Origin of the sequence: Myxococcus dinghuensis (assembly GCF_024198235.1) — a bacterium.
Taxonomy (GTDB): Bacteria; Myxococcota; Myxococcia; order Myxococcales; family Myxococcaceae; genus Myxococcus; species Myxococcus dinghuensis.
The window spans coordinates 239,328-261,001 of sequence record NZ_JAKCFB010000006.1; the positions used below are offsets into that span (position 1 = coordinate 239,328).

Here is a 21,674-nt window from a genome sequence, read left to right on the forward strand (position 1 = left end):
TCGCCGACTCAGATGAGCGGCACACGGGCGCCGCGAGCCCACGGCAGGCCGCCGGTCCCGAGGCCCCGTTCAACGCGATGGGAGCCCAGCGGAGGCCCCCTCCCTCCGACCCACGCGCCACGCTTCCGTCGCCGCAGGAGCGCGACGAGCGGCCCGCGCCCGCCATCGCCACGCAGGCCATGGCCGAGGCGCCCAGGGGCACCCACACGGCACCGGACAACCGCGCGGAGCCAGTCGCCCGTTCTTCGTCGAGCCCGGCCGCGAGCATCGACTCCTCGTTGGCCGCGACACCGCCGCGCCAGGGTTCGGCCCCCAGTGGCGACGACGCACGCGCGCTCGCGCCCCCGTCCCGCCCGACGCCTCCAGCCGCCCATGCAGCCGTCGTGTCGGGGCCCCCGGCCTCGCGCCTCGAGCCCCTGCTCCAGTCCCACGGCTCCGGGGGCATGACGACCGGCGCCGCCGCGCGCTCGGACGAACCGCGTCAGACCTCCCCCTCGGGAGCGCCATCCCCCACGCCAAGACGTCAGGTGGTCCGCCTGCTGCGCCCGGCTCCCGTGACGGCGTCTCCGGCACCGACGTCCGCGCCGAAGAGCGAGGCCCCGGCCGCGCCCCACTCGCCGATGCGCTCCGCGTCCGCGAACCTCGCACCGCACCGGGAGGAGCCTCTCCGCGGAGTCATCGCGTCCCCCATGCCTGGGCAAGGTGAGGCCACCTACGGCGAAAGCGGAAGAGCGTTCGAGGATACGCGGTCCCTCCCGCTGCGACAGGCATCCGCTCCGTTCGAGCACGCCTCCGGCCGCACGAGCACGACGGCGCACACCCCAGACGGTTCGCTCGGAGCGCCGGTGCGGTCCCCCGCCCCAGCTGCCGCACGCGCCTCCTCGAACAGCGCCCTCCCACCGGCGGTGTCACGGGACGTCTCTCCGCCACCGGCGCACGCGGCCACGTCGCCGCTCGGCATCTCCGCGCAACGGGTGGCCCCCCTCGCTCCGAGCCACGCGGATGGCCCCGCCTCGCCCACGCCCGAAGGCGTGCGCGCGCGACCGCTCCGTCCCGTCGCCACCACGCCCCCGCGGCCCGCGACGAAGCTCGTCTTCGCGCCCCCTGTCGCGCGCGAGCCCGTCCAGTCGGCGGAGCCCTCGCCCCCAGAGAGCACGACGCCGCGCCCGGCGCCCTCCACACACGCCCTGGCGCTCCACGTCGGGCAGGAGGTCGCGCCGGTCCTGGAGCACGCCCAGCGAATCACGCACGCCTCACTCACCGTCGACACGTCCGCGCGCGCGTCGACGGAGGCCCCTCCAGGCGCGGCCGTGCGCAACACCTTCAACGTGAACGTCCAGTTGGACCCGGCGGCCACCGCGGGTGGCATGGACCGGCGCACGTTGGAGGACGCACTGGTGGACATCCTTCGCGAGACGGCGCGCCGTCACGGGCTGGAGGTCTGAGGCCATGGCGGGGATCGGCTACAGCGTGACCATCGGCTCCCTCCAGGCTTCGAGCAAGCCGCGCCAGGGACAGGCCTTCGTGCGCGCCATCACCAGCGAGCTCACCATGGACGGCGCGGGTGGTCGCTGCACGCTGGAGCTCGTGCCTTCCGACTCGGCCCTGCCCGGTCCTGGCGAAGTGACGACCATCTCCCTCGATGGAGGCGACGGCGCCGCCACCGTCTTCACCGGCATCGTCCTGGAGTCGAGGGCCGCGCCGGATGTCGGCATCATCTCGGGAGGCGACGCGCTCGCGAAGCTCGCCCGGCTCGACGTCTCCGGCGCCTATGAGCAGATGTCCGCGGGCTCCATCGTCCGCGAGCTGGTGAACAAGGCCGGCGGCACGCCAGGCACCATCGAGGACGGCCCCACGTTCCCCAGCTATGTCCTGCATCGCGGCCCGCGCGCGCTGCGCCACATCCATCGGCTCGCCGAACAGAGCGGCTTCGATGTCTTCACGGATGGCCAGGGCAAGGTCCACTTCGCCAAGCCCAAGACGGGGAGCGCTGACCACTCCTTCGTGTACCGCACCCAGGTCCTGCGCACCGAGCTGCGCAAGCCGCTCCCCGTCATCGACGGCTTCGAGGTGTGGGGCGAAGGCGCGGCCAGCAGTCAGGGCACAGCCAAGGCCCACTGGCTCGTGGAGGACCTGTCTCCCATCCAGGGCAAGGCCGCGCTCGGCGACGACGGCGCCGTGCGCGCGGGCGCCACGGGGCAACGCTCGCGCGAGGTCAAGGACGGCGCGGTCCGCTCCGGCGACGACGCATCCACCCAGGCCAAGGCGCGCGTGGCGGCGCTCGGTGCCCGCCCCCTGCATGGCTTCATCGAAGTCCTCGGAGCGCCGGCCGTGAAGCCAGGTGACCTCGTAGAGGTGAGCGACATCCCCGCGGGCCATCCCGTCGAGGCCCTGCTCTCCGGCGAAGTGCTGCGCGTCCGCACGGTCCGCCACACCCTGAACGCCCGCACGGGCTTCACCACCCGGATGGAGCTCTGACATGCCCGTCCGCATCGGAAAAATCGAGCTCGTCGGGCTCACCAACATCTACACCGAGGACGCGCGCAACCTCGTGCAGCAGCGCGTGCCCGGTCAGGCCGGCAGCGTCTTCCAGGACCTGGGCCGCGAGCCCGTCACCGTGGTCATGGAGGGCTTGCTGCTGGGGGAGGATCCGCAGGGAGCCCTGGAGGAGCTCCGCCAGGCCCAGATGAAGGCGACGCCGATGTCGTTCGCGTCGGACGCCATCGCGGGCGCGGACCTCACCGACGTCCTCATCGCCGACTTCCAGGTGCGCCAGCTCGCGGGCCACCAGAGCCGCTTCAGCTTCTTCCTCCGCGTCAAGGAGTACGTCGAGCCCCCCGCGTCCAAGGACGCGGGCGTCGCCAGCGTCAACCAGGCCGTGAAGCAGGACGCGCAGACGTGGGCCCAGGGCTCCGTCGACGCGGCGGGCGTGATGCAGGACCCCGGCTCCTTGATGAAGGCCGTGGACAAGAACCCGGAGCTGCTCAACCACCTGACGCCGGACGAGCTGGGCTCGGTCGTCAACGGCACCAAGGACTCGCTGACCGGGAAGGACTTCGGCGGATTGATGAGCAAGCTCGGGAAGGTGAACCCCGGGGCCATCATCGGGTTCGTGAAGTCACTCACGGAAGCGGGGAGCATCGGCGAGTTCATCCAGAAGCTCGCCACCGAGGGTGTCAGCCTGCTCGAGCAGATGACCGGCCTCGACCTGGGCGCGGCGCTCGACGTCATCAAGGGCATCGCCGGCGCCGGGGACTTCCTCGCCAAGCTCCAGCGCGTGGCCAAGGAGGCCAGCGCCCTGGGTGACGCCATCGTCGGGTTCGATCCGCTCGGTCCCTTCCAGAACCTGGAGGCCCTGGAGAAGAAGGCCCTGCCAGAGGACACAACGCCGGAGGAGCCCCCCAAGCAGGAGTTGGAGGAGCCCACATGAGCACCACCGCCGACATCATCAACTCCGTCTCCCGACTCGTGACGGCCCTGGACGAGCTGCTCCAGACGGACACCGTGGAGTCCATCGTCAGGCTGGTGGGGCGCTTCGGCATCGGGGCGCCCGTGAAGGTGGGCCTCGACGCGCTGGGCAAGGCCCTGGACCTCATCCTCGTGTGGCTCGGCCGGCTGGACCAGGTCTTCGCCATCGACGACATGCTCCAGAGCCTCCAGCCCGCGTTCGAGGGGCTGACCAGCATGGGCAATGACGACGGCAGCGCGCAGAACCCCGACTACGCCACCCTCGCCCCCCTCATCAACGCGGCCCAGGCCGCGATGCGGGTCATCAACAAGCTGGCGGCCGGCGTCCACCTCATCTTCGAGACCGTCATCCCCCGGCAGGCCGTCATCTCCCTGCGCGAGTCGCTCGCCCATCTCAAGGAGACGCTCGCGGACCTGGGCGAGCAGTTGGTCAACCCGGGCAAGGGGGCGTCGAAACCCGTCCCCTCCGGCGGCGACGCCGCGGGCCTCCTGGCGGCGGGAGGCGCGGCATGAGCGACCTGGTCACCATCATCCGCGCCATCATCCGGGACGAGCTGGCTTCGCTGCGCATGGGGGACATCGGCGTGGTGACGAGCGCCTTCCCGCACGCGGATGGCGACGCGCACAACCACGAGTGCCACGTGAAGCTGCGCGAGAGCGGCCTGGAGCTGCGCCGCGTCCCCATCGCCACGCCCCACATCGGCATGGTGAGTGCGCCACACGCGGGGGACCTCGTCGTCATCACGTACATCGGCGGCGACCCGAACCGTCCCATCATCACCGGCCGCCTGTACTCGGACACGCTCAACCCGCCGGTCCACGAGGCGGACGAGTGGCGCGTCGTCTCGCCCCCGGGCGGCAAGACGTCCATCGCCATCGACCAGGAGCAGTCCATCGTCCTCACCGCCGGCGAGACGGTGGTCACCGTGAAGCAGGACGACGTCATCACCATCAAGGGCAAGACGGACCTGTCGCTGGAGGTGGAGGGCAACGTGCAGCTCAAGTGCACCGACTGCACCGTGGACGCGTCCGGGAAGATCGACCTGGGCAAGGGCGGCAGCGGCGTCATCACCGAGATGAGCCACAAGTGCTACTTCACCGGCGCCCCGCTCAAGGGCTCGAAGGACGTGAAGGCCAAGTAACCATGCCGGCACCGAGCGGATCCGAAATCGGCGGTCTCGCGAAGAGCGCCATGCAGTCCGCGAGCCTCCGGGGCGAGAACGCCCCGGACCTGGCCACCGCGCTCGGCGACGCCTGCGGGCAGGCCTTCACCCTCTTCACGGCCATGGGCATGGTGACGCCGGGCATCCCCGCCGCCGCCCCACCGCCCCCGGGCTCCGGCAGCACCGCGGGCCCCGGGATGATGCTGCCCCCTCCGGCGGGAGGCCCCGGGGCCTCGCAGATCGAACCCATCGCCAAGGGCCTGCTCGCGGCGAACAAGATCAACGGGGAGCAGCGCGACGCGCTGGCGAAGGCCATCGGGCAGACGGTCGAGCAGGCCCTCACGCTCTTCACCGTGCAGGTGAAGGTGGCGCCGGGCATCGCCATCGCGGGGTTCACCACCGCGTCGCCCGGAAGCCTCATGGGCGCGGCGCCCAGCAAGTCGCTGCTCGAGCCCCTCGCCCTGGGCTTCCTCATGGCCGGCGGCATCCGGGGTGAGAACGCCAAGGACCTCGCCGCCGCCATGGCGGAGACGCTGGGCAACGCGATGACCCAGATGATGTCGCGCCTCAAGGTGTCGCCGGGCATCCCCAGCTCCCCTGGCGCGACCGCGGGCCCCGGGAGGTTGCTCTGATGGCGGACGAACTCAAGACGGACCTCCGCCTGGCTTTCAAGGAGACCGGCGAGGTGGACCTCGACTGGTCCCAGGACGCCGGCGCGCCCACCGTGAGCGGCAAGGACAACCTCATCCAGGCGCTGACGATGCGGCTGCTCGTCTATCGCGGACACCTGGACCAGCTCGGCCACCAGCGCTACGGCAGCCGCGTGGCGGACCTCATCGGCGAGCCGCTGGACCGGGCGAACCTGGACCTGCTGCGCCGCTACGTCCGACAGGCCCTCATGGAGGACCCGCGCGTGGACGAGGTGACGGAGCTGAGCGTCACGGCGCGGGCGGACCTGCCGGGCGCTGTGGACGTGCGCGCGCGGGTCAAGGCGATCACAGGTGACGCGGTAGAGCTGGGGCTCGCGCTCGACATGGGCTGAGCACGGGCGGCGCGGACGACGGGTACGGACACGACTTCGGGAGAGCACGATGAACGGCAAGGAAATGCAGGGCATGAACGGAGTGCTGACCCTCGAGTTGCGCCACCTGGACGGCTCGTTGATGGAGCAGCGCCGTGTCCCCAACCTCATCACCATCGCGGGCAAGCAGTTGGTCGCGGGGCTGCTCATGGGCCGGGTCACCTCGCTGCCCACCAAATGGGCCATCGCCGTGGGCACGGGAACCCAGACGCCCAACCCCAAGGACACCACCGGGTTCACCAAGGTCGACGAGGCACCCGACACGGCCCCCAAGGTCGAGGTCATCACCCTGAGCGACGGGAGCAGCTTCGTGCGCGCCACCGTGACGGCCACCCTGCAACCCCTCACCCAGGCCACGGTGCAGCCCCTGACGGAGGCGGGGATCCTGATTCGCCAGGGCGGCGACACCGCCGTCCTCTTCAACTGGGTGCGCTTCGAGGAGGTCAACCGCGGACCCAACATGGTCATGACGATGACGTGGGAGATCTCCTTTTGAGCCTCATTCCTCCAGAGAAGACCACGTTCAGCGCCATCGTGGAGCGCCTCCTGGAGAACATGGGGGCGGGCACCGATCCCAACGTCGGCGGCATGGCGCGCACCCTGGCGGAGGCCTACGCCCGGGAGATGGCGACGTTCTACGCGATGATGGAGCTGGCTCATCGCGCGGGCTACCTCGACACCGCCGAGGGCGCGGCGCTCGACAACGTCGTGGCGGTGCTCGGCATCAAGCGCGCGCGCGCCGGGCGCCTCGCGGGGGACGTGGAGCTCAGCCGCGCCGCCCCCGCGCCCGACGACATCGGCATCCCCGCCGGGCGCTTGGTGACGGGCATCGCCTCGGATGGGAAGCCGCTGCCGCTGTTCGAGACCCTGGAGGACGCCACGCTGCGCAAGGGCGAGACGCGCGTGGTCATCCCCATCCAGGAGGTGCGGGACGACTCGGAGGCGGCGCGCTCGGCGCCCGCCGTCATCAACCCGTTCCAGTTGACGATCATGCCGCGGCCCATCCTCGGCATCGAGGCCATCTCCAACCCGGCGCCCCTGCGGCGCGTCGGCGAGGAGGAGACCGACGAGAACCTGCGCGCCCGTGCCCGCACCGCGCTGCGGGACGGCGAGAAGGGAACGCTGGAGGCCATCGCCGCCGCCGTCCGCCAGCAGGGCGTCCAGCAGGTCACCGTGCGGGAGCCGGAGGACGCCCCCCCGGGCGTCGTCGACATCCTCGTCGGTGACGCGGACTTCGAACTGGACGTCGACGGCATCACCCGCGTCGAGAAGGCCATCCGCGAGTCCAAGGCCGCGGGCATCCGCGCCCGGCTCAGCTACGCGCGCAACATCTACTTCCAGGTCGACTTCCAGGTGGAGCCCATCCGCGAGGACATGGACGAGGCGACCTTCGACCGCCTCCGGCGCCAGCTCCAGGAAGCGCTGTCCGTCCACCTGAACGGCCTGCCCGTGGGGACCACGGTGAGCCGCCGCAAGCTGGAGGCCGTCCTCTACGGCAACCCGGGCGTGCGCCGCATCACCGGGCTGCAGGTCGCCACGTTCATCTGGGGCAAGAACGCGGCACCACCGCCGGACAAGGTGCTCGTCCAGGAGGAGGAGAGCCGGGAGTACGGCCTCGACCGGGACTGGCGGCTGGGTTCACTGGACGCCGCGCGCATCGACCTGGAGAAGAAGCCGCCCCGCATCACCCGCCTGCGCCCGCCCATCTGGCGGCTCGACCTGGTGGTGGCGCTCGTCAACGGCGAGGCGCGGACGCCCGAGCAGGTGCGTGAGTCCCTGCGCTCCGCCGTGAGCCTGTATGGGGCGCGGCTCGCCGAGGATGCGGAGATCGGCCAGCCCGCGGAGCTCACGTGGGATCCGTTCGAGCAGCACCTCATGACCCACGCCCGCATCAGCGCGCTGGTCAACTGCGACGTCCGGCTGGAGACCGGCATCACCGTGACGCTCGTCGACGCAACGCCGGCGCCCCTGTCTGCCGAGACGGTCACCCGGCTGGTGGCGAAGCCGGACCTCCAGTTGCAGTTCGGCGGCGCCGAGCTGGTGGGGGGCGGATGAGCGCCGACCAACGCGCCCGTCGGATGGTGGGATACCTCCCGGCGGTCCTCCAATCCGGCTCGAAGCTCCAGGCCTTCTTCTCCACGCTCGCCCTCGAGCTGGAGCAGATGGAGAGCGGCCTCACGCGGCTGATGCGCTCACGCTGGTACTCGCTGGCGCGAGGCTTCCCCCAGAGCGACCTGCCGACGGACAAGGCGGACTCCGAGCTGGGCCGGGTCGCCGCGCTCTATGGCCTCACCCCGCGCCGGGGCGAGTCGGAGGACTACTTCCGCGAGCACCTGGCGGCCCTCGTCGAGCTGCATCGCACCGGGCTCGCCTCCGCCCCCGCGCTCCTGCGACTGGCGTCCATGGTCTACATGGCGCGCCAGCCGCCGGACATCACCTGGGAGGGGGACGTCGCGGTGGGCACCTTCACGGTGCTCCGGGCGGACGGGACGCCGCGGACCGTCCGACTCGAGCTGGTGGACAACCCCCGCACCCGGGCCGTGGCGAGCTTCCGGAACGTGGGCGCGGCACAACGCCTGCTCACGAACAACGGAGGGCTGGAGACGGAATTGCCTCAAATCGCGCTCCGCGCCACCGAGCGGGAGATCGCCGTCCCCATCCTCCATCAGGTCGAGACCGGGCTCGACTTCATCTTCCTGGGCCGCGTTCCCCTGGGCTCCACGCTGACGCTGAACAAGGGCCGTCCCCCCTTCATCGACGGACACCCCGTCTCCCAGCCCCTCATCGTCGCGAACCCCACCCGCTTCGCGGGCCCCGACAACCCCAGCGCCCCCGCGCGCTTCAACGCCCCCACCGCGCGCTTCTCCGTGTTCAGCGAGAACGACCAGTTCCCCGAGATGGTGCCGGGCGAGACCCACTGGACCTACGACACGCTGGACCGACAACAGGTCCGCTCGTATCTGCTCGGCTGGTCGGCGCAACGTCAGGACGAGGCCGTGGCCCAGGCGCTCGAGCAGCGCAACACCCCTCGCGCGGACCTGCGCTTCGACTGGAGCGAGGTGACGCCCGCGACCTGCACGCTGCGAATCCCCGTCGACTACATCCCGCTCCACCTCCAACTGCGAGGCGAGGACCTCCAGGTCCCCGGCCTGCCGGGGCTGATCCAGGAGCTCACCGCGGCGATGGAGTACGGCCGCGCCGCGGGTGTGACGGCACGCATCGAGCTCACGCTGCCCATGCCCCCGGAGGCCCTCATCGCGCGGGAGGGCCCGCTGAACATGGACATCACCACGCGTTTCACGATGGAGGAGTTCACCGTGAAGGACGCCCTCGCCTCCTTCGGCTCCACCATCGACCTGCATGACACGTTCGACCCGCCCCGGGAGGAGCTCTCCTGGGACGGCGTCTTCGACGCGACCCGCTTCGACACATCGAGGTTCAAGCCATGAGCGTTCCCTTCTACCCAGCGAAGTCCGGTGATCCCATCCTCGCGGACACCTGGAACAACATGCAGATCAAGACGCGTGACGAGATCCGCTCGCACACGCACCGCGGGGGGGACGACGGCAAGAAGCTGGAGGGCGACAGCATCTCCAACACCGCCACCCTGAGCGTCGCCCGGGTGGTGACCACCGCGGGGATCTCCCTGAATGGAACGGAGCTCACCGACCGGCTGACCGGGCTGGACAGCTCGAAGCTCAGCGTGACCGGTGGAACCCTCTCCGGGAGCCTGTCGGTCGGCGGCAACATCGGCATCGGGGCCGCGCCGGGCACGGGGCGCCTCCTGGCGGTCAGCAGCAACGGGAGCGCCGCCGCGGAGTTCCGCATGTCGGGTAGCGCCGGGTTCGGCGTCGCGCTGCTCCTGAAGACCACGGCGGGCGTCGATGGTGCCGCGCTCCAACTGCGCAGCCGGACCAAGAGCTGGCTGGTGCGTGGTGAGACGGGCAACACCGCGACGGGGTTCCAGATCGCCGAGAACGGCGGCGACAACGAGAACGGCAGCGGGGCCGGCGACGTCCGGCTCCACCTGAAGGCGGGCGGCAACCTCGGCCTGAACACCGCGGATCCCCAAGGGCCGTTGGACGTCCGGGTGCCCGGCGCCGCCGTGGGCTTCGACCGCCTGGTCGTCGGCGCCACGCAGTTGTGGGGAGACCCCACGTCCCATGTCACCATCGGGGCGAACAGCGGCAACGGGTTCATGATGAACAACCCGCACGTCGTCTGGCTCGCGGCGGACGCCCGTGCGTCCATCCGCTACGGCCGCAGCGGCGGCACCGCGTCGGGTCTGTTCTGGGATGTGGGCGTCCGCGCCAACAACGCCTTCTCCTTCGTGGTGAACAACACCCACCCGCTCTGGCTGGGCGCGGACGGCAACGTCGGCATCGGAACGACGACCCCGGGGACGAAGGTGGACATCCAGGGGGGCGACCTCCGCGTGTCAGGCAGCGTCAACTGCACCAAGCTCACGACGACCGGCAACATCACCGCGGCGGCCTTCGTCCCTTCCGTGGGGGATACCACCAGCAATGGCATCCAGTTCCCGCTGGATCCCTTCGGAGGCTCCGGCGATCTGGCGTACATCCGCTACTTCCGCCATACGCCCGCCTACGTCGCAGACACCGAGAGCACCAAGCTGGTCATCTGCAACGACAACGACAACTACGACATCATCGTCCTCCGCCAGTTGGGCGCGGACCGCCTCACCATCTCCAACGGCAACGTCGGCATCAACGTCCCGTCGGCGACCCAGGCTCCGAAGTCCCCCCTGCACATCATCCAGACGGCCCCGGACGTCGGCATCCGCTTGCAGGAGGTGAACCCCACGCGCGCCAACTTCGTGAGCATGGCCATGGAGAGCGGCGGCATCTTCCACATCCGGTACAGCAACGGCATCGGCGCCTGGCTGACGCAGGACGGCCAGGGCTTCTTCGGTTCGTCGGACGTGTCCTTGAAGACGAACGTGGAGTCGTTGGACGGCATCCTCCCGCGCGTGATGGCGCTCGCCCCCAGGACGTTCGAGTGGAAGGCGACCGGGACGCGCAACCTGGGGTTCGTGGCCCAGGAGGTGGAGCCGCTGTTCCCCGAACTCGTGGGTGAGAGCAAGCAGGGCGTGAGCGAGGACAGCCCTGGAATCAAGGGCCTGAACTACTCTCTCTTCGGGGTACTGGCCATCGCGGCCATCCAGGAAATGAAGCAGCAGTACGACCAACGCATCGAGAAGCTGGAGCAGCGCCTCCGGCAGCAGGAGAAGAAGTCATGAAGGACGCAATGGAGCAGCGCCTGGCCGACCTGAAGGCGGAGCACGAGGCGGGTCAGAAGATGATGGCGGAGCTGGACGCCAAGCGCTCCCAGCTCGTCCAGACGATGCTGCGCATCGAGGGCGCCATCCAGGTGCTCCAGGAGATCATCGCCTCGGACACCAGCCGCGCCCCCAACGTGACGGACATCAAGGAAGCCGCCCGCTGAGCTCCAGCGCGGCGTCGGGACCACCCCATGAGTGATACGCGCGTCGGCGCCACGCTGACCTATACCGGAACGGCGCAGTCGCCCTCCCCGACCACCCTGGTCCCCGTGGACGCCGCCGGGCTCGTGCTCGCCCTGGACGTCCCCGCGGGGGTGGCGCTGTCGCGCGCCGCGCTCGTCGTGCGGGCGCCCTCGGACGACGTGGTCGTGGACCTGGCGCCGACCGCGACGCTGGCCACGAGCCTGGGCCAATCGGTCCTCGCGCCGGCCACGGAGATCACCTGGCTCAGCCTGGACTGGGGCGCCCGTCGCCCGCTCACCTCCGTCCAGGTGCAGCTCACGGCGCCCGTTCCGACGGGTGCGGCCTGGAAGGGCCGGCTGAGCGTCGCCGAGGGTGGCGCCTGGTATCCGCCCACGCCATCCGACACGGTGGCGGTGGGCCCCGCGGAGCCGCTCCCCGGCATCTTCGCCACCCGTCTCATGGTGGAGCTGGTGGATGCCACGGCCGCGTTGCCTCCGGTGGGCACGCCCAAGACGCTGACCAAGGCCAAGGTCACCAGCATCAAGCTCAACGCGCCGGCACGACCGCCGGACCTCTCCGCCTCCGTGGGCGTGGGCGCGGGCGCCCTGTTCTTCCAGCAGGCCACTCCGCTGATGCCCCGGCAGGAGCTCACCATCGAGGACACGCTGACCGACGCGCTCCAGCGCGCGTGGCCCGCGGAGCTGAAGACCGGCAAGGTGGCGGTGACGTTGCGCGCCACCGGGCTCGGACTGTTCGACCGTGTCCGGCTCGTGCTCGACACGCTCGACGTGCTCCGGCAGTGGAGCCATGGCGGAGACGAGTCGAGGCTCACGCTCGCCACCGACGGCAGCGCGACGGCGACCGTGCCGCTGTCGGGGAACCGGCCCCTCGCGGAGGTGCGCTTCCGCGTCCGTCATCAGCTTCGGGAAGAGACCATCCCCCTCGCCCCCCAGCCGCCGGAGCGCCCGCCGCTGTCGCAGCCCTGTGGCTCCGGCCAGGCCACGGCGCAGGCGTTCGTCATCGCGAAGCCCGGCGGCAAGCTCTCGTCACTCGACCTCCACCTGCGCCCGTTGACGCCGCGCGTGGTGGGGAGCCTGAATCTCTACCCGGATGCCCACGGTCGCCCCGGCGAGGTTCCGCTGACGAAGGCCCCCATCCCCCTGGTGCTGGAGAGCGAAGGCCCCGCGCCCTGGAGCACGCGCTGGGTCGCCTTCACACCCGAGGCCCTGGTGGAGCTCGCCGCCGGCACCTGGTGGGCCGTCCTCACGGTGACGGAGGGGGACGTGCTCTGGAGCCTCACGGACCATCGCGAGGCGGTGGCGGGCTCCCTGACCCAGGGGGCCACGCTGTATCGCACCGAGGTCACGGGGCCCTGGCTCGGGATCGCCCAGGCCATCCCGGATGGGAAGGGCGCCACGCTGTCGCTCTGGGCGTGCGCGCGGCCCCACCTCCTGCTCGGGCGCGCCGAAGCGCTTCCTCCGCCCGCCGTGAAGGTCGGTTGGGGGATGACGGTGCTGCCCGTGACGCCCGACAAGGAGGGCCTCGTGGTGCTCGATGCCCAGGCCCTCAAGAAGCTCCCGCCTCCGGTGGCCGCGGACACCCCGCTGGAGGTCATCGTCGAGTCCCGCGCGGCCGGCGAGGTCATCCTCTCCGCGCCCCAGGTCGTCATCCCACGCCAAGAGACCTACGCGCTCTTCCCCCGGTCGTGAGGCCGTCATGCTCGTCACCCTCGAGTCCTACTTCCACGACGTCGTCCGGCCCGCCATCCCCGAAACGGTGGACGTGGCGACCGGCCCCTCCCGAGGCCCCACCACCGACGTGGAGGCGCTCGTGGAGGTCTGTGCCTCCAGCATGAAGCTGGAGTTGCCCCCGGGCGACGACCTCGAGGTGCTGCGGCAACCCTCGTACTTCGCCCAGGTCCTCCGCTGGTCCGCGGATGGACGGACCCTCAACTTCGCGATCCCGGAGACGGCCCAGGGACAGGTGGTGGAGGTGGAGTCCCCTCCAGGACATCCGCTGCGGCGCGGTGACGACTACGCGGTGGACGACCTCACGCTGCGGCTCTACCGCCCCCCCGCGACCGCCGACGAGGCGGTGGTCGCGTTCCTCAAGGGAGAGAGGGCCGCGGGATACCTCGAGCGACGACGCTGCGAGCTGTCGCTCGCCATCCGCGCGTGGGTGAAGACCCCGGGCAACGCGGCGCCGCTGCTGTCGAGCGCGCTCGCGGCGGCGCTGGCCGCGTCCGTCGACCTGGGCAACCTCGAGGACGACGACGCCCTCACGGAAGACTCGGGGGTCCGGCTGCGCCTGCTGCAGACCTCCTCCACGCTGATGGGCATCCACCGGAGCGTCGAGTCCGTCGGCGACACGCTCTACAGCCGCGCCCAGGCCACGTTCCTCGTGCGCGGGGAGCTCGAACAGCTCGTGACGCTCGGGACGCCCGAGCCGCGCGGGACCATCCGCGAGGTGCGTCGAGAGGAGTGAGCCCGAGGGCCCACGACAGCGGCCCTCCCCCCGCTCACGCCGCCGCGCGCCCACCGATGCGGGAGCCCGCGCTGGCCGGCAGCCGTCGGAACATCGGCCCCGCGAGCGACGACACGATGGCGATGGCGACGAACGGCAGCACGAAGCGGTCGGGCGTCAGGGGCAGGTCGCCCTTGCCTCGCGCGACGTGGAGCATGAGGGCGCCGAAGCTGATGCCCATCGCGAGGCCCACCTGCTGCGTCACCACCGCCATGGTGGAGGCCGTGCTCATGCGGTCCGTGGAGATGTCCGCGTAGGCCACCGCGTTGGTGGCGGTGAACTGCAGCGAGCGCACGAAGCCGCTGATGAACAGCGCGGCGAAGATGACGGGGATGGGGGTCGAGGAGCGGAACAGGGCCGGCACGGCCGTCAGCACGGCGGACGCCATGTTGGAGCCGATGAGTGTGCTGCGGAAGCCCACCCTCCGGATGATCCACGGCGCCACGGGCTTGCACGAAAGCGCGCCCAGGCTCGTCCCGATGGTCACCACGCCCGCCTCGAAGGGTCCCCACCCGAGGCCCACCTGGAACAGCAGCGGGAGCAGGAAGGGCGTGGCGCCCAGCCCCATCCGGACGAGCCCTCCGCCCACGGTGCTGGCGCGGAAGGTGGCCACCTTGAAGAGGCCCAGGTCCAGCACCGGCCGCGACTCGCGGCGCGCGTGGCGGACGTAGAGGACCGTGGCCATCACCGCCACGGCGACGACGCCCGCCTGGAGCAGCGGAGGCACCAGCCCGATGCCCAGCGTCTCCGCCGCGCCTATCAACAGGGTGATGGCCACCACCGCGAGGGCGAAGCCCTTCCAGTCGAACGGCCCCGGGTCGGGCTGCTCCAGCCTCGGCACGAAGCGGGCGACCGCGGCCATGCCCAGCAGGCCCACGGGGACGTTGATGAAGAAGATCCACGGCCAGCTCGCGACGCCGAGGATGATGCCCGCGAGCGGAGGCCCCAGCAGCGGCCCCACCAGCGCGGGCATCGTGAACCAGCTCAGCGCGGACACCAGCCGCTCCCGCGGCGCCGAGCTCACCACGATGAGGCGCCCCACCGGCGTCATCAGGGCGCCGCCCAATCCCTGGAGCGTCCGGAACACCACCAGCTGCGGCAGCGTGCGCGAGAAGCCACACAGCACCGAGCCGGTCAGGAAGACGACCATCGCCAGCATGAAGACGCGCTTGGGGCCGAAGCGGTCCGCCACCCAGCCACTGGCCGGGGCGAGCACCGCGAGCGCCAGGATGTACGACGTCAGCGCCAGCTTCAGGTGGATGGGGTCCGTGCCGAACGCCACGGACAGCGTCGGCAGCGCGGTGGACAGCACGGTGGAGTCGACGAACTCCATGAACAGCGCGCTCGCCACGGCGATGGACGCCAGCCGCGAGCCCGAGCGAGAGGGCTCCGAAGCGGCTCGGGGTGGAGAGGAACCAGGGGAGTCGGACACCTCTCTTCTATGCGCACGCGCGGACGAAGCTGTCACGCCTGACGACATGCCACCCAGGTGACTTCCCGGCCACACGGAGTGAGCGAGGCCGACCCGGAGCCGAGCCCCCCGCACGGAGGGGCACCGGCGCCAGGACGGCTCGTCAGGCCGGTCGCTCCAGCCGTCCATCCGCGTGGCGGGCGAACCGCCCCTCGTCGCGCGGGTGGACCGGGTCGTCCCGCTTCCACGGCCAGCCACCGAAGCCCGTGCGCTGGTAGTCCTGGAACGCCTGGATGATCTCCTGGCGGGAGTTCATCACGAAGGGGCCGTGCTGGACGACGGGCTCGTTGATGGGCTGTCCCTGGAGCATCAGGAACTCGCTCTCCTCGGAGCCGTTCTCCAGCGCCGCGGCCACCTCCGCGCGAAGCTCGATGAGCTGCCCCGCGGGGACGTCGCGCGCCCCCACCCGCACGGACGCGCCCTTGAAGAAGTACAGGAACCGGTTGCTCCCCTTCTTCGCGGCGGGAATCGTCCACCGGGCGCCCGCCTCCAGTCGCAAGGTCCAGATGGCCACGTCCGAGTCGGCCCGCGCGGCCCACGACCTGGGCGGCGGCGCGGGCGGCTTCTCCCCGCCGAGGCTCCCCGCGATGACGGTGACCTCCGTGACGCGCCCCGCGTCGTCCCGCGCGACGTGGCGCGGGATGGCGTGGCTCCAGAGCATGGAGAAGTGGGGCTCCACCATCTTGTCCGCGCGCGGCAGGTTGAGCCAGATCTGGAACAGCTCCACCGGGTTCGGCGTGTCGGAGCGAAGCAACGGGAACATCTCCGAGTGCAGCAGCCCGCTGCCCGCGGTGATCCACTGCACGTCGCCGCCGCCGAACCGCGCCGCCGCGCCCAGCGAGTCCGAGTGGTCCAGCAGGCCGTTGCGGACGACGGTCACCGTCTCGAATCCCCGGTGCGGGTGCTGCGGGAAACCCGGCACCACGGTGCCGTGATACATGTTCCAGCCATCCCGCCCGCCGAAATCCTGGCCGAGGTCCCGGCCCGCCAACGAGGCCGCGGGGCCGAACTGGTCGTTGCCCCGGGGATAGCGGTCGTCATGGTGGACGCAGAACAGGAAGGGGTCCGGGGTCCGCCACGGCATCCCTCCCAGCGGGCCGGCCCGGAGGACGGCGGGTTGCTCACTCTCCTGCTGACTCATTTGCTGCTCCTCCGATTTTCCGGAACTCCGCGTGCAGGCGGTGGCCGTCGAGGCTCCCGCGACCGCGATCCACTTCAGCGCTTCTCTCCGGTCGACCTCATCACCCACCGGTCACCTCGCCTCGGCTGACGCCCGACTCCGACAGCACCCCATAATCCTGTCACAGCCCGGGCGCACGGGAGGCGCGGACGTGGGCCGTCCCACCGCCGGTGCACACCCACCCCGACTTGCCGTAGGGTGCGCCCGCCCGTGACCTCCACCGCCCTCCCCGCCCCTGTGTCCCAGGACCGCGTGCGCGCCATCGACTGGCTGCGCGGCATCGCCGTGCTGTTCATGGTGCAGACGCACTCGCTCGCCCTGCTCACCCCCGAGCTGCGCCGCAGCGCCTGGACCGGGAGGCTGCTCAAGGTCGATGGCCTGGTGGCGCCGGCGTTCATCTTCTCCGCCGGCTTCGCGCTCGCGCTGCTCATGATTCGCAGCGCCGCGGGCGGCGTGCTGGGCGAGCGCGTGCGCCGCAACCTCCGCCGCGCGGGCGAGGTCCTGCTGGTGGCCACGCTCGTCAACTGGGCCTGGTTCCCGCTGCTGCGGGAACCGAAGTGGATCCTCCGCATGGACATCCTCCAGTGCGTGGGGGTCTGCCTGCTGCTCGTGCTGCCCGTGGCCGCCGCGCTCGCGACCCGACCGCGGGTCCTCGCCGGGCTGAGCTTCACGCTCGCGATGGGCGTCTTCGTGGTGGCGCCGTTCGGAGAGCAGGTCTCGGGGCCCTGGGCGACGCTGACGAACAAGTCCTCCTTCGCGCCCTTCCCGCTGCTGCCCTGGGTGGGCTTCGCGTGGCTCGGCACCTTCGCGGGCGCGCTCGCGGGCGCGTGGGGCCGAGCCGTGCTGGCGCGGGGCCTCCTCGCGCTGGTCGCGCTGGGGATCGCGGGGACACTGGCCGCGGACGTCCTCTTCGCGCTGTACCCCGCCCACCGCTTCTTCGTCTCCAACCCGTCCAACTCCGCCACCCGCTTCGCGTGGGTCTGCGCGGTGTTGCTCGCGCTGATGTGGGTGGAGGGGCGGCTGCCCGCGGGACAGGCTCCGTCGCGGGCGCGGCGCTTCCTCGAGGTCTTCGGCACCTCGTCGCTGTCCGCGTACTTCTTCCACGAGATGCTGCTGTTCTACCGCGTCGGCGGCGTCCTCTCGTTCGATCGCTTCTGGAGGGACCGCGCCGGGTGGGGCCTGTACTGGGTCCTCACCGCGGCGCTCATCGTCGCCACGTGGCTGTTGTGCCTCGGGTGGGACCGCCTGGAGCGCGGCGTGAAGTCGGCGCTCCAGGGGCTGGGGCAGCGGCTCAAGGCCCGCCCCGCACTGCCTCAGTGAGCGGCGGCCGCCAGCGTGTCGAAGGCGGCGATGACCTCCGGGGGCGCCTGCACCAGCTCGATGAGTACGCCCTCGCCACTGAAGGGGAACTGGTCGTTGCCCTTGGGGTGGACGAAGCAGATGTCGAAGCCCGCCGCGCCCTTGCGGATGCCTCCGGGCGCGAAGCGCAGGCCCTGCTTCTCCAGCCAGGCCACGGCGCCCGGGAGGTCATCCACCCAGAGGCCGACGTGGTTGAGGGGCGTCTCGTGGACACGCGGCTTGCCCTCGGGGTTGATGGGCTGCATCAGGTCCACCTCCACCTTGAAGGGCCCCGCGCCGGCGGTGACGATGTCCTCGTCCACGTTCTCGCGCTCGCTGCGATAGGTGCCGTGAGGCGTCAGGCCCAGCAGGTCCACCCAGAGCTTGCGCAGCGGTGCCTTGTCCGCTCCGCCGATGGCGATCTGCTGGATGCCGAGGATGCGAAAGGGTCGTGAGGTCTGCATGGGCGGCAACCCTGTCAGACGCCCTGGCCTCGCACAAGGACGCGCCCTGGGACTGCCCCCCGGCGGACGCGAATCATCCGGGGGCTTAGACCCATTTCCCCGGGTCATGCGTATCGACGCGGCGACCGAACCTTCCGTCCCCCGGAGACCGCATGTCCCAGACCTTCCTGAAGCGCCGCATGACCGTGTGGGGAAGTACACTCCTGTTCATCGGCTCCGCCTGCACGAGCCAGGCCCCCATGGCGGTCGGCGAGAACCGGACCCGCGCCGCTCCCGTCTCCGTCGCCACCGCCCCTTCTGGTGCCCAGGGAGAGGCCGCGCTCGATGACGTCGACACCGAGACCCAGCCCGACCCCTCTGTGGAGGAGAAGGCGGCGGCCAAGGCGGAAGGAGAGCGCGCCGTCGGCCGTGTGGCGCCCCCGGCCTCCCCCGCCCCGATGAAGGCAGCGCCCATGACCCGGGCGGCGGCACCGTCCGCCGCTGGGACTCCCATGATGCAACTGCAGCCGATGCAGGAGCTCGCGTCGCCCAAGGACCTGTCGCGGAAGAAGGCGATGGACGGCGCGTTCGCGGACACGTCGGACGTCGGCGGCGCGGAGGGTGGGGGCAACACGTTCGAGGCCTGGAAGCCGAACACCTTCACCGAGACGGCGAAGGATCCGCTGTCCACCTTCGCCGCGGACGTGGACACCGCGTCGTACACGGTGGCCCGGCGCTACCTGGTCCAGGGCAACCTGCCCCCCGGGTCCTCCGTGCGCGTGGAGGAGTTCGTCAACTACTTCAAGTACCGCTACGCCCCGCCGGAGAAGGGGGCCTTCACCGTGCACCTGGAGGCCGCACCCTCGCCCTTCAACACGAAGCGCCACTTCATGCGGGTGGGTGTGCAGGGCAAGGTCGTCTCGCGCTCGCAGCGCAAGGTCGCGCACCTGGTGTTCCTCGTGGACACCAGCGGCTCCATGGCCTCCAGCGACAAGCTGCCCCTGGCGAAGGAGGCCATCAAGATCGCGGTGAAGAACCTGAACGAGAACGACACGGTGGCCATCGTCACCTATGCGGGCTCGACGCGGGACGTGCTGCCGCCCACGCCCGCCACGGACATCAAGCGCATCCACGCCGCGCTCGACATGCTCGAGGCCGGCGGTGGCACCTCCATGGGCACGGGGATGGAGCTGGCGTACCGCCACGCCGTGAAGAAGGCCGCGGGCGGCGTGGTGTCCCGCGTGGTGGTGCTCACGGACGGCGACACCAACATCGGCCCCAACCTCTCTCCGCAGTCCATGCTGGAGAGCATCCACAAGTACGTGGCGGAGGGCGTCACCCTCACCACGGTGGGCTTCGGCATGGGGAACTACCGCGATGACCTGATGGAGAAGCTCGCCGACAAGGGCAACGGCAACTGCTTCTACGTCGACAGCTACAAGGAGGCGCGCAAGGTCTTCGAGACGCAACTGACCGGCACGCTGGAGGTCATCGCCAAGGACGTGAAGCTCCAGGTGGAGTTCAACCCCGTCGCGGTGAAGCGCTACCGCCTGCTGGGCTACGAGAACCGCGACGTGGCGGACCGCGACTTCCGCAACGACAAGGTGGACGCGGGTGAGATCGGCGCGGGCCACAACGTGACCGCCCTGTACGAGGTGGAGCTGGAGCGGGAGACGAACGCCCCGCTGGCCACCGTGCGCGTGCGCGCCAAGGCGCCCAACGGCACCGAGGCGTCCGAACAGGCCTTCGCCTTCGAGCGCGCGAAGCTGCGCGAGTCGCTGGAGGCCGCGTCGCCCGACTTCCGCTTCGCCGTGGCCGTCGCGTCCACCGCGGACATCCTCCGCGGCAACCCGGCCACCGAGGGCTGGAGCCTGATGACCGCGCAGAAGCTGGCGGAGGGCGCCGCCGCCGGGGACGCGGATCGACTGGAGTTCGTGAAGCTGGTGGCCCAGGCACGTGCGATCTCGGGAGCCTCGGCGCGGGGGCGCTGAGACTCCTGGCACGACTGGGGGGACACGGGGTGGGAGGCCTTCGGGGGAGGCGCCTCCCACCCCTTGGACTTCACCTCACGGGAACGCCGCGACGGTGGGCGGCGTGGTGCTGGTGAAGAAGTCCGGGTACGTCACGGTGTAGTGGCTCCCGCTGCCCGTCTCGCCGTAGATGACGCCCGTCTTGGAGCCAGAGACCGTCACGGTGGTGCCGTCCGCTTCCACCGCCACGGTCGCCGACTCCACGTTCCCCGCCCCCAGGTAGACGGCGATCGTGGCCGTCCGCAGGATGGCCAGCGTGGCCGGGTCCACGTGCTGCACGGTGACCGTGGTGGGCGAACTGCCACTGACGCTCGACTTCTTGGTGAAGGCCGTGGCGACGCCCAGGCTGTTCCCCGCCACGGTCCGCGACGGCTCCAGGATGACCGACGTGCCCAGCGTCACCAGCCCACCGCCATATGGACACGAGGGGATCGGCTGGCGGATGAGCTTGGCGTCATAGGCCGGCGGCGTTACCCCCGACTGGGGATAGGCCGTGATGCTGAAGATGCAGCCACCGAACGACACGGATGTCACCGCTGACTCATGCTGCGCCAGCGAATCCTCCTGCCCAATGGCTCCATCCGCTCCGCCACAGGCGGGGAGCAGGACGGCGGCGCAAAGATAGACAGCCCGTTTGAAGAATTGCATTGCGTGACAACTCCTTTGCTCGCGGGGGAAGCGCGCGCAAGCTAGCAGGCATGCAAGTCTTTGCGTGAACAATCCCCGAGCGTTCACGCGACGAAACATGGACGCAATGCGCTATCATCGGCCGCGTATGCGCTCATTCCCTCTTCCGTCCCGCGTCCTGCTGTTCCCCGTCGCCACCGCGCTCCTCGCCTGTGCGGGGTGTAGCGATGACCCCACCGGCGGAGGTGTGCCGTTGGGGGAGGAGCAGAAGGGCATCGCGACCTATTACGACGCCACGGGCGCCGGCAATTGCAGCTACGACCCCAGCCCGGGCGACCTGATGGTGGCGGCCATGAACACGCCCCAGTACGCCAACAGCGCGGCCTGCGGCCAGTGCGTGGACATCCAGGGCCCCAGCGGCTCGGTGCGCGTGCGCATCGTCGACCGCTGCCCCGAGTGCGAGGCGGGCCATCTCGACCTGAGCCGCGAGGCCTTCGCGAAGATCGCCGAGATGCGCCTGGGCCGCGTGGACATCACCTGGAAGGTGGTCTCCTGCGACGTGGCCGGCGGCCTCGAGTACCACTTCAAGAACGGCAGCAACCCGTGGTGGACGGCCATCCAGGTGCGGAACCACCGGCTGCCCATCTCCAAGCTGGAGTGGCGGCGCGGGAACGGCGCCTGGCAGAACGTGCCGCGACAGGACTACAACTACTTCGTCAACGAGAGCGGCATGGGGGAAGGCGCCTTCAACGTCCGGGTGACGTCGTCCACGGGGGAGCAGGTGGAGGACACCCTGCCCGGCGTCCTGGACAACGGCACGTACGAGGGTGACAGCCAGTTCCGCTGAAGCCCCCTCCCCGCCCGC

General features: G+C 70.8%; 21 protein-coding genes. 17 read left to right on the forward strand and 4 right to left on the reverse strand.

The features are described 5' to 3' along the window. Positions 1 to 1,031 precede the first annotated feature (1,031 nt). Genes LZ198_RS11595 through LZ198_RS11660 form a run of 14 tightly spaced genes read left to right on the forward strand, consistent with a single transcriptional unit; the run spans position 1,032 to position 13,681 of the window. Positions 1,032 to 1,445 (forward strand): RAD23 family protein, encoded by a 414-nt coding sequence (locus LZ198_RS11595; protein ID WP_253971982.1) that lies wholly within the window; start codon positions 1,032 to 1,034, stop codon positions 1,443 to 1,445. 4 nt (positions 1,446 to 1,449) lie between these two features. Then, a complete protein-coding gene (locus LZ198_RS11600) occupies positions 1,450 to 2,478 on the forward strand; it encodes a hypothetical protein (protein WP_253971983.1) in 1,029 nt (342 codons plus the stop codon). Between the two features lies 1 nt (position 2,479). Beyond that, positions 2,480 to 3,430, forward strand: coding sequence for a hypothetical protein (locus LZ198_RS11605; RefSeq protein WP_253971984.1), 951 nt, complete (start codon positions 2,480 to 2,482; stop codon positions 3,428 to 3,430). Continuing rightward, positions 3,427 to 3,981 (forward strand): hypothetical protein, encoded by a 555-nt coding sequence (locus LZ198_RS11610; protein WP_253971985.1) that lies wholly within the window; start codon positions 3,427 to 3,429, stop codon positions 3,979 to 3,981. The genes LZ198_RS11605 and LZ198_RS11610 overlap by 4 nt, the downstream gene beginning before the upstream one ends. Then, a complete protein-coding gene (locus LZ198_RS11615; protein WP_253971986.1) occupies positions 3,978 to 4,610 on the forward strand; it encodes a phage baseplate assembly protein V in 633 nt (210 codons plus the stop codon). The genes LZ198_RS11610 and LZ198_RS11615 overlap by 4 nt, the downstream gene beginning before the upstream one ends. A 50-nt stretch (positions 4,611 to 4,660) precedes the next feature. Continuing rightward, positions 4,661 to 5,263 (forward strand): hypothetical protein, encoded by a 603-nt coding sequence (locus tag LZ198_RS11620; protein WP_253971987.1) that lies wholly within the window; start codon positions 4,661 to 4,663, stop codon positions 5,261 to 5,263. Continuing rightward, positions 5,263 to 5,673: a DUF2634 domain-containing protein gene (locus LZ198_RS11625; RefSeq protein WP_253971988.1), complete on the forward strand. Its 411-nt coding sequence runs from the start codon at positions 5,263 to 5,265 to the stop codon at positions 5,671 to 5,673. Before LZ198_RS11620 ends, LZ198_RS11625 begins: the two co-directional genes overlap by 1 nt. A 49-nt stretch (positions 5,674 to 5,722) precedes the next feature. After that, entirely contained in the window at positions 5,723 to 6,208 is a 486-nt protein-coding gene (locus LZ198_RS11630; protein WP_253971989.1) for a hypothetical protein, read from the forward strand. Next, entirely contained in the window at positions 6,205 to 7,767 is a 1,563-nt protein-coding gene (locus tag LZ198_RS11635; protein WP_253971990.1) for a baseplate J/gp47 family protein, read from the forward strand. Before LZ198_RS11630 ends, LZ198_RS11635 begins: the two co-directional genes overlap by 4 nt. Then, positions 7,764 to 9,161 carry a hypothetical protein gene (locus LZ198_RS11640; protein WP_253971991.1) on the forward strand — a complete coding sequence of 466 codons (1,398 nt, stop codon included), beginning with the start codon at positions 7,764 to 7,766 and terminating at the stop codon, positions 9,159 to 9,161. Before LZ198_RS11635 ends, LZ198_RS11640 begins: the two co-directional genes overlap by 4 nt. Continuing rightward, the gene (locus tag LZ198_RS11645; RefSeq protein WP_253971992.1) at positions 9,158 to 10,972 is read left to right on the forward strand and encodes a tail fiber domain-containing protein; all 1,815 of its coding nucleotides are present in this window, start codon (positions 9,158 to 9,160) and stop codon (positions 10,970 to 10,972) included. The genes LZ198_RS11640 and LZ198_RS11645 overlap by 4 nt, the downstream gene beginning before the upstream one ends. Next, a complete protein-coding gene (locus LZ198_RS11650) occupies positions 10,969 to 11,178 on the forward strand; it encodes a hypothetical protein (RefSeq protein ID WP_253971993.1) in 210 nt (69 codons plus the stop codon). The genes LZ198_RS11645 and LZ198_RS11650 overlap by 4 nt, the downstream gene beginning before the upstream one ends. A 27-nt stretch (positions 11,179 to 11,205) precedes the next feature. Then, a complete protein-coding gene (locus LZ198_RS11655; protein ID WP_253971994.1) occupies positions 11,206 to 12,906 on the forward strand; it encodes a hypothetical protein in 1,701 nt (566 codons plus the stop codon). 7 nt (positions 12,907 to 12,913) lie between these two features. Beyond that, the gene (locus tag LZ198_RS11660) at positions 12,914 to 13,681 is read left to right on the forward strand and encodes a hypothetical protein (protein ID WP_253971995.1); all 768 of its coding nucleotides are present in this window, start codon (positions 12,914 to 12,916) and stop codon (positions 13,679 to 13,681) included. 34 nt (positions 13,682 to 13,715) lie between these two features. On the opposite strand, the gene LZ198_RS11665 is transcribed toward LZ198_RS11660, so the two are convergent. Then, on the reverse strand, positions 13,716 to 15,071 hold the full coding sequence (locus LZ198_RS11665) for an MFS transporter (RefSeq protein WP_323382437.1): 1,356 nt from the start codon (positions 15,069 to 15,071) through the stop codon (positions 13,716 to 13,718). Between the two features lie 223 nt (positions 15,072 to 15,294). Continuing rightward, positions 15,295 to 16,332: a pirin family protein gene (locus tag LZ198_RS11670; RefSeq protein WP_253971996.1), complete on the reverse strand. Its 1,038-nt coding sequence runs from the start codon at positions 16,330 to 16,332 to the stop codon at positions 15,295 to 15,297. Positions 16,333 to 16,581: 249 nt separating this feature from the next. On the opposite strand from LZ198_RS11670, the gene LZ198_RS11675 reads away from it, so the two are divergent. Continuing rightward, positions 16,582 to 17,691: a heparan-alpha-glucosaminide N-acetyltransferase domain-containing protein gene (locus tag LZ198_RS11675; RefSeq protein ID WP_253971997.1), complete on the forward strand. Its 1,110-nt coding sequence runs from the start codon at positions 16,582 to 16,584 to the stop codon at positions 17,689 to 17,691. On the opposite strand, the gene LZ198_RS11680 is transcribed toward LZ198_RS11675, so the two are convergent. Then, positions 17,685 to 18,173, reverse strand: coding sequence for a VOC family protein (locus tag LZ198_RS11680; protein ID WP_253971998.1), 489 nt, complete (start codon positions 18,171 to 18,173; stop codon positions 17,685 to 17,687). The two genes, LZ198_RS11675 and LZ198_RS11680, sit on opposite strands and share 7 nt — an antisense overlap. Positions 18,174 to 18,325: 152 nt before the next feature. Between LZ198_RS11680 and LZ198_RS11685 the strand changes: the two genes are divergently transcribed. Continuing rightward, positions 18,326 to 20,143, forward strand: a complete 1,818-nt coding sequence (locus tag LZ198_RS11685) for a vWA domain-containing protein (protein WP_253971999.1) — start codon at positions 18,326 to 18,328, stop codon at positions 20,141 to 20,143. Positions 20,144 to 20,218: 75 nt separating this feature from the next. On the opposite strand, the gene LZ198_RS11690 is transcribed toward LZ198_RS11685, so the two are convergent. Then, on the reverse strand, positions 20,219 to 20,716 hold the full coding sequence (locus tag LZ198_RS11690) for a hypothetical protein (RefSeq protein WP_253972000.1): 498 nt from the start codon (positions 20,714 to 20,716) through the stop codon (positions 20,219 to 20,221). Positions 20,717 to 20,957: 241 nt separating this feature from the next. Here LZ198_RS11690 and LZ198_RS11695 point away from each other — a divergent pair, with 241 nt between their 5' ends. Further along, positions 20,958 to 21,656, forward strand: a complete 699-nt coding sequence (locus LZ198_RS11695; protein ID WP_253972001.1) for an expansin EXLX1 family cellulose-binding protein — start codon at positions 20,958 to 20,960, stop codon at positions 21,654 to 21,656. Positions 21,657 to 21,674 lie beyond the last annotated feature (18 nt).

Bases quoted from the DNA above. Each gene is read 5' to 3' on its own strand.
- LZ198_RS11600 (WP_253971983.1), top strand. From the start codon at position 1,450: ATGGCGGGGATCGGCTACAGCGTGACCATCGGCTCCCTCCAGGCTTCG.
- LZ198_RS11605 (WP_253971984.1), top strand. From the start codon at position 2,480: ATGCCCGTCCGCATCGGAAAAATCGAGCTCGTCGGGCTCACCAACATC.
- LZ198_RS11610 (WP_253971985.1), top strand. From the start codon at position 3,427: ATGAGCACCACCGCCGACATCATCAACTCCGTCTCCCGACTCGTGACG.
- LZ198_RS11615 (WP_253971986.1), top strand. From the start codon at position 3,978: ATGAGCGACCTGGTCACCATCATCCGCGCCATCATCCGGGACGAGCTG.
- LZ198_RS11620 (WP_253971987.1), top strand. From the start codon at position 4,661: ATGCAGTCCGCGAGCCTCCGGGGCGAGAACGCCCCGGACCTGGCCACC.
- LZ198_RS11625 (WP_253971988.1), top strand. From the start codon at position 5,263: ATGGCGGACGAACTCAAGACGGACCTCCGCCTGGCTTTCAAGGAGACC.
- LZ198_RS11630 (WP_253971989.1), top strand. From the start codon at position 5,723: ATGAACGGCAAGGAAATGCAGGGCATGAACGGAGTGCTGACCCTCGAG.
- LZ198_RS11640 (WP_253971991.1), top strand. From the start codon at position 7,764: ATGAGCGCCGACCAACGCGCCCGTCGGATGGTGGGATACCTCCCGGCG.
- LZ198_RS11645 (WP_253971992.1), top strand. From the start codon at position 9,158: ATGAGCGTTCCCTTCTACCCAGCGAAGTCCGGTGATCCCATCCTCGCG.
- LZ198_RS11650 (WP_253971993.1), top strand. From the start codon at position 10,969: ATGAAGGACGCAATGGAGCAGCGCCTGGCCGACCTGAAGGCGGAGCAC.
- LZ198_RS11655 (WP_253971994.1), top strand. From the start codon at position 11,206: ATGAGTGATACGCGCGTCGGCGCCACGCTGACCTATACCGGAACGGCG.
- LZ198_RS11660 (WP_253971995.1), top strand. From the start codon at position 12,914: ATGCTCGTCACCCTCGAGTCCTACTTCCACGACGTCGTCCGGCCCGCC.
- LZ198_RS11670 (WP_253971996.1), bottom strand. From the start codon at position 16,332: ATGAGTCAGCAGGAGAGTGAGCAACCCGCCGTCCTCCGGGCCGGCCCG.
- LZ198_RS11680 (WP_253971998.1), bottom strand. From the start codon at position 18,173: ATGCAGACCTCACGACCCTTTCGCATCCTCGGCATCCAGCAGATCGCC.
- LZ198_RS11685 (WP_253971999.1), top strand. From the start codon at position 18,326: ATGTCCCAGACCTTCCTGAAGCGCCGCATGACCGTGTGGGGAAGTACA.
- LZ198_RS11695 (WP_253972001.1), top strand. From the start codon at position 20,958: ATGCGCTCATTCCCTCTTCCGTCCCGCGTCCTGCTGTTCCCCGTCGCC.